Annotated in this window: 12 protein-coding genes and 1 pseudogene; 9 read left to right on the top strand and 4 right to left on the bottom strand. The window is 43.3% G+C overall.

Annotated features, from left to right (window positions below):
* Positions 1 to 127 precede the first annotated feature (127 nt).
* Positions 128 to 841: pseudogene (locus tag MF4642_RS12905) on the top strand (hypothetical protein); the annotation flags it as partial.
* A gap of 123 nt (positions 842 to 964) precedes the next feature.
* Here MF4642_RS12905 and MF4642_RS12910 read toward each other — a convergent pair.
* The 3 genes from MF4642_RS12910 to MF4642_RS12915 form a co-directional block, all read right to left on the bottom strand.
* On the bottom strand, positions 965 to 2,248 hold the full coding sequence (locus tag MF4642_RS12910; RefSeq protein WP_078426481.1) for a ribonucleotide-diphosphate reductase subunit beta: 1,284 nt from the start codon (positions 2,246 to 2,248) through the stop codon (positions 965 to 967).
* Positions 2,249 to 2,385: 137 nt separating this feature from the next.
* Positions 2,386 to 2,523 carry a hypothetical protein gene (locus MF4642_RS16995; RefSeq protein WP_004695369.1) on the bottom strand — a complete coding sequence of 46 codons (138 nt, stop codon included), beginning with the start codon at positions 2,521 to 2,523 and terminating at the stop codon, positions 2,386 to 2,388.
* Positions 2,524 to 3,056: 533 nt separating this feature from the next.
* Positions 3,057 to 5,888 carry a ribonucleoside-diphosphate reductase subunit alpha gene (locus tag MF4642_RS12915; RefSeq protein ID WP_078426482.1) on the bottom strand — a complete coding sequence of 944 codons (2,832 nt, stop codon included), beginning with the start codon at positions 5,886 to 5,888 and terminating at the stop codon, positions 3,057 to 3,059.
* Between the two features lie 595 nt (positions 5,889 to 6,483).
* On the opposite strand from MF4642_RS12915, the gene bfmR reads away from it, so the two are divergent.
* Together bfmR and bfmS are read left to right on the top strand one after the other, a co-directional pair.
* Positions 6,484 to 7,200 carry a response regulator transcription factor BfmR gene (bfmR, locus tag MF4642_RS12920; protein WP_004695375.1) on the top strand — a complete coding sequence of 239 codons (717 nt, stop codon included), beginning with the start codon at positions 6,484 to 6,486 and terminating at the stop codon, positions 7,198 to 7,200.
* Positions 7,201 to 7,236: 36 nt separating this feature from the next.
* Positions 7,237 to 8,901, top strand: a complete 1,665-nt coding sequence (gene bfmS, locus MF4642_RS12925) for a sensor histidine kinase BfmS (RefSeq protein WP_078426483.1) — start codon at positions 7,237 to 7,239, stop codon at positions 8,899 to 8,901.
* Positions 8,902 to 8,950: 49 nt separating this feature from the next.
* Here the strand turns inward: bfmS and MF4642_RS12930 are convergent, their stop codons facing one another.
* A complete protein-coding gene (locus MF4642_RS12930) occupies positions 8,951 to 9,307 on the bottom strand; it encodes a hypothetical protein (protein ID WP_078426484.1) in 357 nt (118 codons plus the stop codon).
* Between the two features lie 491 nt (positions 9,308 to 9,798).
* On the opposite strand from MF4642_RS12930, the gene ndhC reads away from it, so the two are divergent.
* The 6 genes from ndhC to nuoG all read left to right on the top strand — a co-directional run bounded on the left by ndhC (position 9,799) and on the right by nuoG (position 17,452).
* Positions 9,799 to 10,347 carry an NADH-quinone oxidoreductase subunit A gene (gene ndhC / locus MF4642_RS12935; RefSeq protein ID WP_078426485.1) on the top strand — a complete coding sequence of 183 codons (549 nt, stop codon included), beginning with the start codon at positions 9,799 to 9,801 and terminating at the stop codon, positions 10,345 to 10,347.
* A 6-nt stretch (positions 10,348 to 10,353) separates the two neighbouring features.
* Complete coding sequence (locus tag MF4642_RS12940; protein WP_004695382.1) at positions 10,354 to 11,031, top strand: NuoB/complex I 20 kDa subunit family protein; 678 nt, start codon at positions 10,354 to 10,356, stop codon at positions 11,029 to 11,031.
* 88 nt (positions 11,032 to 11,119) lie between these two features.
* The gene (gene nuoC / locus MF4642_RS12945; RefSeq protein WP_078426486.1) at positions 11,120 to 12,907 is read left to right on the top strand and encodes an NADH-quinone oxidoreductase subunit C/D; all 1,788 of its coding nucleotides are present in this window, start codon (positions 11,120 to 11,122) and stop codon (positions 12,905 to 12,907) included.
* A 14-nt stretch (positions 12,908 to 12,921) separates the two neighbouring features.
* Entirely contained in the window at positions 12,922 to 13,431 is a 510-nt protein-coding gene (gene nuoE / locus MF4642_RS12950; protein WP_004982912.1) for an NADH-quinone oxidoreductase subunit NuoE, read from the top strand.
* On the top strand, positions 13,428 to 14,759 hold the full coding sequence (gene nuoF, locus MF4642_RS12955) for an NADH-quinone oxidoreductase subunit NuoF (protein WP_078426487.1): 1,332 nt from the start codon (positions 13,428 to 13,430) through the stop codon (positions 14,757 to 14,759). The genes nuoE and nuoF overlap by 4 nt, the downstream gene beginning before the upstream one ends.
* An 11-nt stretch (positions 14,760 to 14,770) precedes the next feature.
* Positions 14,771 to 17,452 carry an NADH-quinone oxidoreductase subunit NuoG gene (gene nuoG, locus MF4642_RS12960; protein ID WP_078426488.1) on the top strand — a complete coding sequence of 894 codons (2,682 nt, stop codon included), beginning with the start codon at positions 14,771 to 14,773 and terminating at the stop codon, positions 17,450 to 17,452.
* Positions 17,453 to 17,455: the final 3 nt, after the last annotated feature.

Genomic DNA, 17,455 nt, shown 5'->3' on the forward strand with positions numbered 1-17,455 from the left:
GCCCAATTCGATGGATAATCTTTTTCAGATTCAATCAATAATTGAACCGCTCTTTCTCTGATTTCAGGGGTATATTTTAATTTTGTCATCGGAATAGTCTCTCAGAATATTGAGTCTCCGACAAACCTGGTACGGTTCAATCTCATCTAGGCTGTGTACTGCGGGAATAAGTATTATTGCTGGAACAGAATATAGGCACACTGCAAGCGATAAGTTAATTAGTGAGGCTTTATTAATATTATCTGATAACCGTTTGGGGCATTATGCATTTGCTAAAATTTGGCAACCTAAATTAGAACCTGCTGTAGGTGAAGATAAAGAGTTGATTAGTGTATACGGAAAAGCATGGGATTTTGCTAGAACGAAGTATAAGACTGAAAATGGTCAATTTAAAGTTCTAAAAAAGCCAATATACATACATAATAATTTTCATTTTGGAGTTATGGTTTGTTCTGAATTGCAAAATAGCAAATCAAGAATAAGTTTCCAAGGAAAGGTTGATGCTCTTTCAGTACTTAGTTGGAATCAAGACTTAGAGACATTCTCTACATTAATAGAGTCAGCAGCTCTTGATGTTCATGCTTATACAATTCTTGTAAATAATAGATCATATGGTGATAGTCGAATTCGTGTGCCAGCTAAACAATCCTTTAATCGAGATTTAGCAAGAGTAAGAGGAGGTGAAAATGATTTTGTTGTTGCCGCTACAGTTGATATTAAAGAACTAAGAGCTTTTCAAAGTAGGTCAACACGCTGGACCCAAGAAAGCGATAAATTTAAACCATTACCTGAAGGCTTTAAGATATCGAAATTCCGAAAGTTATCGCCTCCAATCAAGTAATAAAAAATAGAGCCTAATGGCTCTATTTTTTATGCTTTAGCATAGCTGATTAAATTTGTAACAATCTCGAAATATGTGTCAAAAATCTCGCATTATCTGTCATTCAGCGCGTGACGGTTTACCTTACCAGCTCAGCGCACCACCAGTCTGATAATCTGTCACACGCGTTTCGAAGAAGTTCTTCTCTTTACGCAAGTCCATCATTTCAGACATCCACTGGAATGGGTTGTTCACACCAGCAAACTGCTCAGGCAAGCCCAACTGTGCTAAACGACGGTTACAGATGAATTTCAAGTATTCTTCCATCATCGCAGCATTCATACCCAATACACCACGTGGCATAGTGTCACGTGCATATTCGATTTCAAGCATCGTACCTTCAAGAATCATTTGAACGATTTCTTCTTGGAATTCAGCAGTCCACAAGCTTGGGTTTTCGATCTTGATTTGATTAATCATATCGATACCAAAGTTCAAGTGCATCGACTCATCACGTAAAATGTATTGGAATTGCTCAGCAACACCATTCATCTTATTACGACGGCCCATCGACAAGATTTGGCTGAAACCACAGTAGAAGAAGATCCCTTCAAGAACACAGTAGAACGCGATCAAGTTGCGCAGCAAAATTTGGTCGTTTTCAGGTGTACCAGTTTGGAAAGTAGGATCACTTAAAGACTGCGTATATTTCAAGCCCCAAGCTGCTTTACGCGCAACTGATGGAACTTCGCGGTACATGTTGAAGACTTCGCCTTCGTCCATACCTAAAGATTCGATACAGTATTGGTAAGCGTGAGTATGAATTGCTTCTTCAAACGCTTGACGCAAAATGTACTGACGGCATTCAGGGTTGGTGATGTGACGGTAAATCGCCAATACCAAGTTGTTTGCAACCAATGAGTCTGCTGTCGAGAAGAAACCAAGAGAGCGCATAACAATGGTACGTTCGTCTTCAGTTAAGCCATTTTCAGACTTCCAAAGCGCGATGTCATGGTTCATGTTCACTTCTTGTGGCATCCAGTGGTTTGCACAACCGTCTAGATATTTCTGCCAAGCCCATTCGTATTTGAACGGTACAAGTTGGTTTAAGTCCGCACGACAGTTAATCATCGCTTTGTCGTCAACTTGTACACGTTGTGCACCCATTTCTAGTTCTTCTAGACCTGGAGCAACATCTAAGCTTTCTAAGGCGTTAGATGCTCTTGCCAACGGATCGGCTGAATTTGTTGATCGGCTTCGAGGGGTTGAAGCGGGTTGTGCAGTTGCCACATTCTTCTGTGGTTGCTCTGCAGCAGATACCATCTGCGGATTAGCCGCTTTTTGCGGTTCGACGGGCGCAGACTTGTGTTCAGGTGCAGCCGGTTTTTGCGAATCATCTTCGAAATCGTCCCAACTTAGGATAGACATATCAATTCTCTCTACGTTGCTTTATATCTTTTATCGACATCCCGCTATGCTGAGATGTCTTACTATACGCTTAATTTGTGAAAGCAAAATTAAGTTTTGCCAACCGTCGTTCTAAAATTGTGCATAGAACGTGATTCTCACGACTTATTTTGCTTTCGCTTTTTGCTTTGGTTTGCTTTTACCCAAAAGTAGGCAATGGGCATATAAAACAAAACCACAAAGGAAATCACCAAGGTCGCAAGACCTAACATATAGTTATGTGTCATATGGAGCATGGTGAGTTCCTTAAATTTAGCTTTGATTTGAGAGACCTTTTGGTCTCTCAAATTTTACCACAGGCTTAACTGAGCTTGATTGGGATAACTTCTGCAATGTGCACGGACTTTTTCCCATCGATTAAATCGAAAACGGCTGTAGTCACATACACTTACAGGTTTATCCAATGAGCAACTTACTCTCATCAGCATCTCCTTTTTGTAAAAGATGCTTTCAGAGGCGTGACTCACTCTCTAAATTTTGCTAAAGTAGCCAGCGTTAAGTCCGCAAAAATTTAACACTGATCACCTTGGCTACTTTCTAGAGAGTTTATAAAACCTCTGAAAGCTTAGGTTTTCAAATCAATGGTCTGCCACTTGTGTCAGGCCATTTTTTATTGCTTAAAATTTACTTTTTTAAAGTCTATATCTCCTTTTTATTTATTCTTTCATTGTTTGGAATCCCTCTAAGTCCCCCTCTTGCAAAGGGGGCTAGCATCCCGCCATTTGCTTCGAGGATTTCCCCTCCTTTTAGGAGGGGTTAGGGGAGGTTATTACTGACAAGCCTCACAGTCTGGATTATCAATTGAACACGCCATTGGCACTGGAGCGGCTTGACCGAAGCCTTCATCTTCAGCAACCACTTCTGGTTTAACTTCCTGAGTAACTGCTGCAACAGGCGCTGCCGTTACAGTTGCAGGTTTTACTGCGTTCAATGCACCAGTGTTAATGGTTGATTTCTCAGCAGAAGTTGCACCTAAAGCTCGGAGGTAATACGTTGTTTTTAAACCACGTAACCAAGCCATTTTATAGGTCAAGTCCAGTTTCTTACCGTTTGCACCAGAGATGTAAAGGTTTAAAGACTGCGCTTGATCGATCCATTTTTGACGACGTGATGCAGCATCCACAATCCAGCGTGGCTCAACTTCAAATGCCGTCGCGAAGATTGCTTTAAGCTCTTCAGGAATACGAGAAATCTTCTGAACTGAACCTTCAAAGTGTTTCAGATCATTCACCATCACAGAGTCCCATAGACCACGGTCTTTCAACGCACGTACTAGGTACGGGTTGATCACTGTGAACTCGCCTGATAGGTTCGATTTTACATATAAGTTTTGGAATGTTGGCTCAATCGACTGAGACACACCACAAATGTTTGAAATGGTTGCAGTCGGTGCAATGGCCATCACGTTCGAGTTACGCATACCGTCTTTTTGAACTTTGGCACGTAAAGTGTCCCAGTCCAAACGTTGAGTGCGATCAACTTCAAACATACGCTCAGGACGTGTTTTTGCAACAAGGTCTAGCGAGTCAATTGGCAGGATACCTTGATCCCATAGTGAACCTTTGAATGTCTCATAAGTACCACGTTCAACAGCCAAATCACTTGATGTTGAAATTGCGTAGTAGCTGATCACTTCCATCGATTCATCAGCAAAGTCTACTGCTGCATCAGAACCATAAGCGAGTTGCATTTCATAAAGCGCATCTTGGAAGCCCATGATGCCCATACCCACTGGGCGGTGTTTCAAGTTCGAGTTTTTCGCTTGTGGCACAGCATAGTAGTTAATGTCGATCACGTTATCGAGCATACGAACCGCTGTTTTTACGGTACGTGCAAGCTTTTCACGGTCTAACACACCACCTTGAACGTGTTGTACAAGGTTGATTGAACCTAAGTTACATACCGCAATTTCATCTTTGCTTGTATTTAATGTGATTTCTGTACACAAGTTAGAAGAGTGAACTACACCAACGTGTTGTTGTGGTGAACGTAAGTTACATACGTCTTTGAATGTGATCCACGGGTGACCTGTTTCAAACAACATTGACAGCATTTTGCGCCACAAATCTTTTGCACGGATTTTCTTGTGCAACATGTTTGTTTCTTTTGCAATTTCTTCATAGTGTGCATAACGCTCAGCGAATTCTGCACCCATTAAGTCGTGTAGATCTGGTGTTTCAGACGGCGTGAACAGTGTCCATTCAGCATCTTCAAAAACACGTTGCATAAATAAGTCAGGAACCCAGTTCGCGGTGTTCATGTCATGCGTACGGCGACGGTCATCACCAGTATTTTTACGTAGCTCTAGGAACTCTTCGATGTCCAAGTGCCAAGTTTCAAGGTATGCACACACAGCACCTTTACGCTTACCACCTTGGTTAACTGCAACAGCAGTATCGTTTGCCACTTTAAGGAATGGAACAACACCTTGTGACTTACCGTTTGTACCTTTGATATATGAGTTCAAGGCACGAACTGGCGTCCAGTCATTACCTAAACCGCCTGCCCATTTAGATAGCATTGCGTTATCACGCATAGCGCCATAAATGTCATACAGGTCATCATCAATGGTCGTTAAATAGCAGCTTGATAACTGTGGACGTAGCGTACCTGAGTTAAACAGGGTAGGCGTAGACGCCATGTAATCGAAGCTCGACAATAAGTTGTAGAACTCGATTGCGCGTTCTTCACGGTTTGCTTCGTTGAGTGAAAGACCCATCGAAACACGCATGAAGAATAATTGTGGTAATTCGAAACGCACGCCATCTGAGTGGATGAAGTAACGGTCAAATAATGTTTGTAGACCTAAGTACGTAAATTGGTTTGAGCGTTCTGGTTGAATCGCTGCGGCCAATTTCGCAAGGTCAAAGTTGAGAAGTTCTGGTGAAAGTAGGTCTAGCTCAATACCTTTCTTTAGGAAAGTTTCTAAAGCATCGCCTTCAGCTGTGTCTTCAGACAAGCCAAGGAAAGTCAAACCTGTCGCGACCAATTCATCACGAAGTAGGCGAGCCGTCACGTAGGTATAGTTTGGTTCTTGTTCGATACGTGTACGTGTTGCCATCATCATCGTGGTTGCGATATCTGACGCTTTTACACCGTTGTAAAGGTTTTTAATGGTTTCATCGATGATTGCTTGAACATTGATGCCTTCTAAACCTTCAGCCGCTTTTGTTATAGTCGCTTCAAGCTTACGCATGTCAAGCGGTTGAAGCTGACCATTGGCGTCAGTGATTTGTAAGGTTGGGTGATGGTTTTCACCTGCTTGTTTACGTGCATCAGCACGTTGATCGCGGTAGATGACATACGCACGAGCAACTTTTTGTTCACCTGTACGCATTAGCGCAAGTTCAACTTGGTCTTGGATTTCTTCGATGTGAATTGTACCGCCAGAAGGTAGGCGGCGACTGAACGTATTTAATACCATCTCGGTAAGTTGAGAAATACGATCGTGGATGCGGCTTGAGTCAGCACTTTGTTGGCCTTCAACAGCCAAAAATGCCTTACCAATGGCAACAGAGATTTTTTCTGCGTCAAAGCTGGCAACATCTCCAGTGCGTTTAATCACCTGAATTTGACCAGGGGTTGAATTCGATACGCTCATGCTAGCATAGCTCCATTTTGTCATCTATTTTTATGTCTATGGACCGTTTGAACTGGGCAATTTTTATGCCACAGTGTTTGAGGTTTAAACACAAGACCTAGTGGTTTAAAAATTAATTGAACACAAGATACGGGAAAATTCAGGGTAGATCAATATTGACATTTTATTAAATATTTTGATCGATCTGGTCTCGAAAAGATCTCAAAAAGATCCCTTTTTTATGATTCTTGTATTAAGCCTTATTAGACAAGGCGATAGCATAACAAAGCTCGGTTTAAGTGCTTATAGATAACATTGTGGATAAGTTCAAAACAGACGAATGAGTGAGTTATAAACTGTTCAAACAGTGACTTGGTATGAAAAATCGCCATTTTGTAAAGAAACGTTTCTTTTGCTTTGGTTGGATATACAGCAAACGCGAGAAAGCGCTCATTTGGAGGCTGAAAAAATGTATAACAAAATGCTACTTTGATGTATCAGTTTGGTGAACAAGATCTTGTTTACAATGTAAACGTGTGTATATTGCAAAATATATCAGAGCGTATCCCTTGGATTTTAAAGGATACGTTAAGTCGTCAAAATAAAGGGGCACTCCATGAGCCAAGAAGAAAAGTTACCAAAAATTTTAATCGTAGAAGACGATGAGCGCCTAGCTCGCTTAACTCAAGAGTACCTGATCCGTAATGGTCTTGAGGTTGGGGTAGAACCCGATGGTAACCGTGCCATTCGCCGTATTATTGCAGAACAACCCGATATGGTGGTGTTGGATGTGATGCTTCCAGGTGCAGATGGTTTAACCATCTGCCGTGAAGTTCGTCCACATTATCATCAACCGATTTTGATGTTGACTGCACGTACCGAAGATATGGATCAAGTGCTTGGTCTAGAAATGGGTGCAGATGACTATGTGGCAAAACCAGTTCAGCCCCGTGTTTTACTTGCACGTATTCGTGCCTTATTACGTCGTACTGACAAAGCGCCTGAAGATGAAGTTGCACAGCGTATCGAATTTGATGATCTGGTGATCGATAACGGTGGTCGTTCAGTGACTTTAAATGGTGAGTTGGTTGATTTTACCAGCGCTGAATATGATTTATTGTGGTTGTTGGCTTCAAATGCAGGTCGCATTCTTTCTCGCGAAGACATTTTTGAGCGCTTACGTGGTATTGAATATGACGGTCAAGACCGTTCAATTGATGTGCGTATTTCGCGTATTCGTCCAAAAATTGGTGATGATCCTGAAAATCCAAAACGTATTAAAACGGTACGTAGTAAAGGCTACTTATTTGTAAAAGAAACCAATGGTCTTTAAGCCGTTTATTTGATTCGTTAAAACGGGACATTTTTAGTGTTCAAACACAGTATATTCTTGCGTATCTATGCTGGGCTGGTAGTGCTGGTTGCTATTGTTGCCCTCATGGGATATTTGCTTGTACAAATTATTAACTATCAGCGAGTGCAAGAATATCGCGAGTCTTTGACGGACGGGATTTCCTTTATTATTAGTGAAGGTGTATCCCGTCAGACCAATGCGCAGCAAAAAGCAGACTGGATTTCAGATGCTTCAGATTTGCTTGAACTGCCGATTAATATGATCCCAGCCGATAAAGTGGATTTGAGTCGTGCAGAGTTAAAGCGGATCAGTGAGCGCAAAGCGGCTGTGCGTTATGATGCGCAAACGCAAGTCGCTTACCTGATTATTGGTCTAAAAGATGATCCGAAACATTTACTGTATATTAAAGTAGATAAAATTGGTGAGCTGCAAATGAAAGCACTCCCGATTTTTATCCTAGATTATTTGGTGTATTACCCAGGTCAAGAAGAAGAGTACTTGGAAAAAGTACAGAAACATTTCTCTTACCCTGTGCAAATTGAAGAAGTACAAAATCTGGCTTTAGAGTCGGAGCAGATTGGTCGTTTGCGTTTAGATCATAGCGTGATCTTATATCGTGATAGTGCTTCTGTGCGTGGCACCACCATTTCTATTGTGTCTCCACCTTTACCTAGTTCACCGAGCAAGGTTTTGGTATTGGGTCCTGTGCCTATTTTCAACTGGATGCCGTTTCAGCTCGCAGCAGGGATTACCTTGTTGAGCCTGTTTGTGCTGAGTTTGGGGGTGTATGGCTTGCTTGTACCGATGCAGCGTAAACTGCGTGAGGTCAATTATGGTTTAAACCGTATGAAAGCGGGTGACATGACCCTACGTTTGCCTGTCGACGGCACGGATGAAATGGCCAGTCTAGCCAATAGCTATAACAGCATGTCAGATCATATTCAGCGACTCATCGAGGCGCAGCGTGAGCTGATGCGTGCGGTATCACATGAGCTTCGTACGCCTGTTGCTCGGATTCGTTTTGGTATGGAAATGTTGGCTGAAGAAGATGATTATGAATATCGTCTTCAGCAAGTCGATATGATTGATAAAGATATTGAGGCTTTAAATACCTTAATTGATGAAATCATGACCTATGCCAAGTTAGAGCAGGGCACACCATCACTGGATATTGAAAACATTGTATTGTTTGAAGTCTTAGATCAGGTGGTGGTTGAGACGGAAGCCTTAAAAACCCAGAAAGAAATTCATTTAAATGCTCCTCCTTTAACCTTAACGGTTGAGGCTGAGCGTCGTTATTTACACCGTGTGGTACAGAACTTGGTTGGTAATGCAGTTCGTTATGGCGACCATCAGGTGCTGGTTAGTGGTGGCATTAATGACAGCGGTATGGCCTATGTTTGTGTTGAAGATGACGGGCCCGGTATTCCAGAAGACGAGCGAGAGCGTGTTTTTGAAGCCTTTGCGCGTTTAGATGATAGCCGGACTCGAGCATCGGGTGGTTATGGTTTAGGTTTGTCAATTGTGAGCCGAATTGCCTATTGGTTCGGTGGTAGCGTTAAAGTGGATCAGAGTCCAAGTCTCGGTGGTGCACGTTTTACCATGACATGGCCGGCACATCGCTTTAGTAAGTCTAAAAAGAAATATAGTGTCAAAGATAATACAGACTCAAAAAGTTAAGCATTAAAAAAGCACCGAAATTCGGTGCTTTTTTATTTCTCATACTGACTTATTCTTGGATGCTGGCATCGGGAGAAATAATCTGTTTGCCTTGTTTTAGGCTTTCAAGTGCATCTGGATTAAAGTCAATCAATAATGAGTTGTTTTGGGTGTCTATGTCATAACGGCTAATGAGCTTTTGATCACCATTAATCGTTTCAATTTTATATTCATCCACAATATTCATAATGCCATCAAGGTTGGTGGTGGCTGAAGCTTTGTCTTGGCGAAAAAGTTCATAAATGTCGCGTAAATCAAAGATGGCATTATTGGCATCGGGGTGTTTACGAACATAAGTTTCAACATGGCGAATAAGCAACTGGGCAAATAAAAAATAGTTAGGTTTATGGGTGAATTCCAGACTCATGTGGTGCTCCTTATTCTTTGTTGTTGGTTGTCTATATCAATAGCACAAGAAAAAGCCAAGTGCATTAATTGATTGGAGTGATTTGCAAAAAAATACAAAAAATATGAGTGACTTAATCTACTTTTGTACTTTTAAAATAAGCAAAATGCTGCGGTTGCTGAGCTGAGTTTTTTAAACCGCTGATTGTGTGATTGTTATTGGAATGAGGCTGAAAAATGCTTTATAGGCTTGGTTTTAATGTCAAAATTTGGAAAAATAATAGAATAGTAGTGTTTTATTAGATAAAGCGATTGGTTTCGAAATAAAAGGGCCTTCATCGAAAAAATCTCAAAAAACGAAGAGAAATCATCCTAAAGACGAAGGTCTATAAGCTAGCAACTTACGTCAGCAATCGGGTACAATTGGCGGGATTAATTTTGTGTTTGGTGTATTTGAAGGCCAATACATGCATTCTTTGTTAATAAATTAGGCCTGCCAGGAGTTATCCCCGCATGAGTGCCATTACTCCATACGAATGGGCAATTATTGCCTTCGTGATCGGCGTTACATTTCTTTGCGTCTTTATGCTCACAGTTCCTTTACTCCTTGGGGGTAAGTCATGGGGCCGTGCGAAGCAAGAGCAATTTGAGTCAGGTGTGGTAGGTGCTGGTGGAGCACGCATCCGCTTGTCTGCTAAATTCTATTTAGTTGCAATTTTCTTTGTAGTCTTCGACCTAGAAGCACTTTATCTTTACGCATGGGCAACATCGGTTCGTGAAGTCGGTTGGTTTGGTTTTACCACTGTGGTGATTTTTGTTGTCGACTTATTGATTGCTTTGATTTACGCAATTTCTGTCGGTGCTTTAAATTGGGCACCTGTAGATCGTCGCAAATCAGCCGGTATACCACTGAAAATTGGTTCGCCAAATATGAATCTTGCAGAAATCACTCGCTTTAATTCAATTGAAGAGTTGGTTATGGACCCTACAGGTCAAATCCCAGCTCAATCATCTGGTCGTGTGAAAGATAAGTCACCGGCTAAATCGTCTGATAAGGAGTAACTCGGGATGAAATATACATTAACCCGTGCGAATCCGGATGCTGATCAATATCCACTTCAAGAGCGTCAAATCGTAACGGATCCGCTTGAAGAAGAAGTGAATAAAAATGTGTTCATGACTCGTTTAGAGGACGTGGCACATACAGCAGTGAACTGGGGTCGTAAGAACTCAGTTTGGCCGTTTAACTTTGGTACATCTTGCTGCTACGTAGAGTATGCAACGACTTTAACTGGCGTGCATGACTTGTCGCGTTTCGGTGCCGAAGTAATCCGTGCTTCACCTCGTCAGGCTGACTTGATGATTGTTGCGGGTACGTGTTTTGTAAAAATGGCACCTGTAATTCAGCGTTTGTACGAGCAAATGCTTGAGCCTAAATGGGTCATCTCAATGGGCGCCTGTGCAAACTCAGGTGGTATGTACGACATTTATTCAGTTGTGCAAGGTGTGGATAAAATCATTCCTGTGGATGTGTACATTCCGGGTTGCCCACCCCGTCCAGAAGCATTAATCCAAGCATTAATGTTGTTACAAGACCAAATTCAATTAGAGCGCCGTCCACTTTCTGCCGTGATTGGTGATGATCTTAAGCCAGTGTATAAGCCAAAGATGATGCCAGAACGTGACCGTAAGAATGCTGAACGTATTGCAGTGAAAAACTTACGCTCTATGGATGAAATTAAATAATTTAAACGACAGTTGTTTTGATGCACCCGGTCTGGGTGTAGTTGTCGTTTAAGTTGAATGAATTTGTATTAAATAGGAAGCCAAGCCAATGGCTGAAACTGAAAACGCTATGCCAGAGTCAGCGCAAGTTGATTCACGCCCAGCATTTGCAATTGTAGAAGAGCTCAAAACCAAATTTGGCGAGAACTTCTATGTGCAAACGACTTTTGAAGACTTTCCAACAGTCTGGGTTGAGCGCGCGCGCGTACAAGAAGTTTTAATGTTCTTGCGTACAGTGTCACGTCCATACGTGATGTTGTTTGACTTGTCTGCGGTAGATGAACGTTTACGTACACACCGCGACGGTTTGCCTGCGTCTGACTTTACTGTGTTCTATCACTTATTATCGCTTGAGCGTAATAGTGATATTCGTATCAAAGTTGCATTGAATGAAAATGATGTAAATCTTCCAACTGCAACCAACATTTGGCCAAATGCCAACTGGTACGAACGTGAAGCTTACGATATGTTCGGGATCAATTTCGAAGGGCATCCAATGCTCCGTCGTATTTTGTTGCCAACCTATTGGGAAGGTCACCCTCTTCGTAAAGAATACTCTGCACGTGCCACTGAATATACACCGTATATGCAGAACCAAGCGAAGCAGGATTACGAACAGGAACACCTTCGTTTCGTACCTGAAGATTGGGGTATGAAGCGCGGAAATGACGACGAAGACTTCATGTTCCTTAACTTAGGTCCGAACCACCCATCTGCGCACGGTGCTTTCCGTATCATTTTGCAGTTGGACGGTGAAGAAGTTAAAGACTGTGTGCCTGATATCGGCTATCACCACCGTGGTGTGGAAAAGATGGCTGAGCGTCAAACTTGGCATTCATTCATTCCTTATACTGACCGTGTCGACTACTTGGGTGGTTGTGCGCAAAACATGCCTTATGTGATGGGTGTGGAGCAAATGGCGGGGATTACTGTACCTGACCGCGCGCAATGTATCCGTGTCATGATGTCTGAATTGTTCCGTATCAATAACCACTTATTGTATATCGGTACTGCGATTCAAGATGCCGGCGGTATGACGCCAGTCTTCTACATGTTTGCGGATCGTCAAAAAATCTATGACGCGATTGAAGCAATCACTGGTTACCGTATGCACCCAGCATGGTTCCGTATCGGTGGTACAGCGCATGACTTGCCAAACAACTGGCAGCATCTGATTCGTGAAATCCTAGATTGGATGCCGAAGCGTATGAATGAATACTATACAGCTGCATTACGCAACTCAGTATTTATTGGTCGTACCCGTAACGTAGCTCAATATGATGCAAAATCTGCATTGGCTTGGGGTGTGACTGGTACAGGTCTACGTGCAACAGGTATTGACTTCGACGTTCGTAAATATCGCCCGTACAGTGGCTATGAAAACTACGACTTCGACATCCCACTTGAGTACGAAGGCGATGCGTATGCACGTGTGATGGTTCACTTCCGTGAAATTGAAGAATCACTCAAAATCGTAAAGCAATGTTTAGACAACATGCCTTCAGGTGCGTACAAAGCAGATCACCCATTGGCTGTTCCACCACCAAAAGACAAGACTTTACAAGACATTGAAACCTTGATTACGCACTTCTTAAGCGTATCTTGGGGTCCAGTCATGCCTGCAGGTGAAGCATCTGTGATGGCGGAAGTGGTGAAAGGTGCGTCGAATTACTACTTGACTTCAGACAAGTCAACCATGAGTTATCGTACCCGTATTCGTACACCGACCTTCACGCATTTACAGCAAATGCCTTCTGTGATTAACGGCAGCTTAATGTCTGACTTGATCATTTATTTAGCGACTATTGACGTCGTTATGGCTGACGTGGATCGCTAAGGGGTAAACGCATTATGATGATTTTGACTGATAAAAAGCCACGCGTGAATGTTGAAGGGATTTTGACTGCGGACGAAATCCACGAAATTGAACATCACATTGGTCACTACCCGTACCCACGCGCAGCATCTTTGGATGCTTTGAAGTGTGTACAACGCCGTAATGGCTGGGTAGATGACGCGCAGCTAAACGCCATTGCTCAGTTATTGACAATCAGTGTTGCTGATTTGGAAGGTGTTGCAACTTTCTATAACCGTATTTACCGTCAACCCGTGGGTCGTAACGTCATTTTACTTTGTGACTCGATCGCGTGCTTCTTGATGGGTGCGGAAACTTTAGCAGAAGCTTTTCAGCGCGAGTTAGGCATACAGTTTGGTCAAACGACTGCTGATGGTCGTTTTACTTTGCTGCCGATTTGCTGCTTAGGTAACTGTGACAAAGGCCCAACCTTAATGGTGAATGAAGACACTCACGGTTTGGTTGAAGTTTCTTCAGTGAAACAGTTATTGGAGAAGTATGTATGAATACCGAACCAAAACCAATTTATGGCGAAGGTAACCCAGAAACGCATCCATTAACTTGGCGTTTGAGTAAACAAGAGCACGTTCGTAATGCCGATGATTACGAAGCGCTCGAAGGTTACGCGGGTCTGAAAAAAGCAATCACCATGCCGCCGAAAGATGTGCTTGAAGTGATTAAAGCTGCGACCGTAAAAGGCCGTGGTGGTGCTGGCTTCCCAGCAGGGATCAAATGGTCTTTGATGGCGCCAAATGACAACTCAGGTCCACGTTACCTGATTTGTAATGCCGATGAGATGGAACCAGGGACCTTTAAAGACCGTTTGTTGATGGAAAAACTTCCTCACCAATTGATTGAAGGGATGTTGATTGCAGCGTATACGCTAGAAGCAACTCATGGTTATATCTTCATTCGTGGTGAGTACATTGAAGCAGCTGCTTACTTAAATGAAGCGCTTGAGCAAGTTCGTGCCAAAGGTTACTTGGGTGAGAATATCCTTGGAACTGACTGGAGCTTCGAGTTGCATGTGCACACCGGTGCGGGTCGTTATATTTGTGGTGAAGAAACTGCATTGATCAACTCGCTTGAAGGTCGCCGTGCAAACCCACGTACGAAACCACCATTCCCACAAGTTGCAGGTGCTTGGGGTCGTCCTACCATTGTTAACAACGTAGAGACCTACAATAACCTACCAGCAATCATGTTACGTGGTCCTGAATGGTATATCGGCTTATCTGCGGGTAAATCGAAAGATCCAGGCACAAAAATTTATGGTGCATCTGGCAAGGTGAAATTCCCTGGTCTTTGGGAGCTTCCATTTGGTACAACTGCGCGTGAAGTCATTGAAGACTATGCGGGCGGTATGCGTGATGGCTTGAAGCTTAAAGCATGGTTACCGGGTGGTGCGTCTACAGACTTCTTGGCTGCTGAACACATTGATCTACCGATGGATGCTGAGAGCATCATGAAAGCAGGTTCACGTTTAGGTACGTGTTTGCTGATGGTGGTGGATGAAACGCAATGTATGGTTTCAGCGACTCGTAACTTAGAAGAATTCTTTGCACGTGAGTCATGTGGTTTCTGTACGCCTTGTCGTGATGGTTTACCGTGGGCGGTGAAAGCACTGAAAGCATTGGAAGATGGTACAGGTAAGAAAGAAGATATCGATCACTTACAAGAACTTACTCGTAAGCTTTGGATTGGTAAGACTTTCTGTGCGCATGCTCCAGGTGCAATGGAACCGTTGATGGGTGCACTCAAATATTTCCGTGGCGAGTTTGAAGCAAAAGTAGTGAATGCTGCTGCGCAAACTAGCAACGTAGAACAAGCTTAAGGAATTCGACTATGGCTACAATTCATGTCGATGGCAAATCGTACGAAGTCAATGGCTCAGAGAACTTGCTGCAAGCATGTTTGTCTTTGGGTATTGATATCCCGTACTTTTGTTGGCATCCATCCTTAGGTTCTGTCGGTTCTTGCCGTCAATGTGCCGTGACTCAATACGCGAATCCTGAAGATACGCGTGGCCGTTTAGTCATGTCATGTATGACGCCTGCATCTGACAATACCTACATCTCGATTGAAGACAAAGAAGCGAAAGACTTCCGTGCGTCAATTGTTGAGTTCTTGATGACGAACCACCCACACGACTGTCCAGTCTGTGAAGAAGGTGGGCACTGTCATTTACAAGATATGACAGTGATGACTCAACACGATCGTCGTCGTTACCGTTTCACTAAACGTACACACTACAACCAAGAACTAGGCTCATTTATTTCACACGAAATGAACCGTTGTATTGCATGTTACCGTTGTGTTCGTTACTACAACGACTATGCGGGTGGTACAGACTTTGGTGTGTATGCAAGCGCGTCACGTGTTTACTTTGGTCGTCCTGAGTCAGGTACTTTAGAGTCTGAATTTTCAGGTAACTTGACTGAAGTATGTCCTACAGGTGTATTCACCGACAAAACTCACTCAGAACGCTATAACCGTAAGTGGGACATGCAGTATGCGCCAAGCGTATGCCAAGGCTGTTCTTCGGGTTGTAATATCTCTCCGGGTGAGCGTTATGGCGAACTTCGTCGTGTCGAAAACCGTTTCAACGGTGAAGTGAACCAATACTTCCTTTGTGATAAAGGTCGTTTTGGTACAGGTTATGTGAACCGTGCAGATCGTCCACGTCAACCGCAGTTCCGTGATGGTGCTGAAGCAACTACAGTTTCTGTAGATCAGGCATTAGATACCGTGATTGCAAATATCCAAGGCAAAAAAGTATTAGGTATTGGTTCTCCACGCGCATCACTTGAGTCGAACTTCGCGCTTCGCGAATTAGTCGGTCAAGAGAACTATTCAACAGGTATGTCTCAAAAAGAGCAAAACTTGGTTGAATTGGCTGCATCGATTATGCAAACCGAAGGTGTATATAACCCCGGTATGCGTGAAATCGAAAGCTATGATGCCGTGCTTATTTTGGGTGAAGACTTAACGCAAACTGCGCCACGTATGGCGTTGTCTGTTCGTCAAGCGGCGAAAAACAAAGCCAAAGAAATGGCTGCAGAACGTCGTACCCAAGACTGGTTAGCAGAACCGCTACAACGTATTGCTCAAGATGCGAAATCACCGATTTTCATCCTCGCTGCAACACAAACACGCTTAGCTGATGTTGCTGCAGGTGAGGTGGTTGCTTCTCCAAACGACATCGCTCGTTTAGGTTTTGCCGTTGCTTCGGCTGTAAAAGGTGATGCAATTCTTGGTCTAGCGGATGATGCGAAAGCATTTGCTCAGAACATTGCAGATACATTGAAAGCGGCGAAGAAACCACTGATCATTTCAGGTACAAGTTTACAAGACGCATCAATCATGGAAGCTGCTGCACAAGTTGCGCAAAACCTTGGTGGAAATGCTGGCTTAAGCTTGACGGTTCCTGAAGTGAACTCTATGGGCTTAGCAATCTTCGGTGGTCAAAGTTTAGAACAAGCGTTTGCGCAAGACTATGACACGGTTGTGATCGTTGAAAATGATCTATTCCGTCGTTTGCCAGCGGTACAAGTTGAAGCAGCACTTTCTGGTAAAGACGTGATTGTTTTAGATCACTCTGAAACTGAAACTGTGAAGAAAGCGGATATCGTACTTTCTGCTGCGTCATTTGCTGAAGGTGATGGTACGGTTGTCTCTCAAGAAGGCCGTGCACAACGTTTCTATCAAGTGTATGACCCGAGCTACTACAAACCTGAACTGGCGATTAAAGAATCTTGGCGCTGGTTACATGCCATTGAAACCGGCGTGAAGGGCAAAGCGATTTCTTGGACCTTACTTGATGATGTCATCGAGTCAGTTGCGAAAAACGTACCTGCACTTGCTGCGATTCAAGATGTGGCTCCAGATGCGGGCTTCCGTGTTCATGGTTTGAAAGTTGCGCGTGAACCGCGTCGTTATTCTGGTCGTACCTCTATGCGTGCACCATTGAACGTGCATGAACCGAAGCAACCGACAGATATCGACTCTGCATTAACATTCTCTATGGAAGGTTATGTCGGGAACCAGACTCCGTCTCCACTGGTACCATTTGCATGGTCAGCAGGTTGGAACTCACCGCAAGCTTGGAATAAATTCCAAGATAACGTGGGTGGTCACTTAAAAGGTGGTGATTCGGGTGTGCGTTTATTCGATCGGTTAGCGAAGCGTCCAGCACGTACTTTCGTTGCTCCAGCGGTTGTGGTTGCAAACCCTGAAAGCTTCCGTTTAGTGCCAATGCATCACATTTTTGCTTCTGGTGAATTTACTGTGAAAACACCTGCGATGGAATCGCGTATTCCTGAAGCGGTCTTTGCAGTGGGTGAGCAAGATGCAACTCGTTTGAATGTTCAAGATGGTCAAAAAATCACTGTGAAAGCAGGTGAGACTTCGATCGTACTTCCAGTTCAAGTGATTGATTATTTACCTACAGGTTATATTGGTTATCCAGTTGGTCTTGCACCTACGGTTTCACTTGCTGAGCCTGTATCAGTCGCGGTAGGAGCGTAATTC

Source organism: Acinetobacter sp. MF4642, from assembly GCF_002018925.1.
In the GTDB taxonomy this organism is placed as follows: Bacteria; Pseudomonadota; Gammaproteobacteria; order Pseudomonadales; family Moraxellaceae; genus Acinetobacter; species Acinetobacter johnsonii.

What these genes read in the sequence shown, in the direction of transcription:
- MF4642_RS12930 (WP_078426484.1), bottom strand. Translation starts at nt 9,307, where the DNA reads ATGAGTCTGGAATTCACCCATAAACCTAACTATTTTTTATTTGCCCAG.
- nuoE (WP_004982912.1), top strand. Translation starts at nt 12,922, where the DNA reads ATGATGATTTTGACTGATAAAAAGCCACGCGTGAATGTTGAAGGGATT.
- MF4642_RS16995 (WP_004695369.1), bottom strand. Translation starts at nt 2,523, where the DNA reads ATGCTCCATATGACACATAACTATATGTTAGGTCTTGCGACCTTGGTG.
- nuoG (WP_078426488.1), top strand. Translation starts at nt 14,771, where the DNA reads ATGGCTACAATTCATGTCGATGGCAAATCGTACGAAGTCAATGGCTCA.
- MF4642_RS12910 (WP_078426481.1), bottom strand. Translation starts at nt 2,248, where the DNA reads ATGTCTATCCTAAGTTGGGACGATTTCGAAGATGATTCGCAAAAACCG.
- nuoC (WP_078426486.1), top strand. Translation starts at nt 11,120, where the DNA reads ATGGCTGAAACTGAAAACGCTATGCCAGAGTCAGCGCAAGTTGATTCA.
- ndhC (WP_078426485.1), top strand. Translation starts at nt 9,799, where the DNA reads ATGAGTGCCATTACTCCATACGAATGGGCAATTATTGCCTTCGTGATC.
- nuoF (WP_078426487.1), top strand. Translation starts at nt 13,428, where the DNA reads ATGAATACCGAACCAAAACCAATTTATGGCGAAGGTAACCCAGAAACG.
- MF4642_RS12940 (WP_004695382.1), top strand. Translation starts at nt 10,354, where the DNA reads ATGAAATATACATTAACCCGTGCGAATCCGGATGCTGATCAATATCCA.
- MF4642_RS12915 (WP_078426482.1), bottom strand. Translation starts at nt 5,888, where the DNA reads ATGAGCGTATCGAATTCAACCCCTGGTCAAATTCAGGTGATTAAACGC.
- bfmR (WP_004695375.1), top strand. Translation starts at nt 6,484, where the DNA reads ATGAGCCAAGAAGAAAAGTTACCAAAAATTTTAATCGTAGAAGACGAT.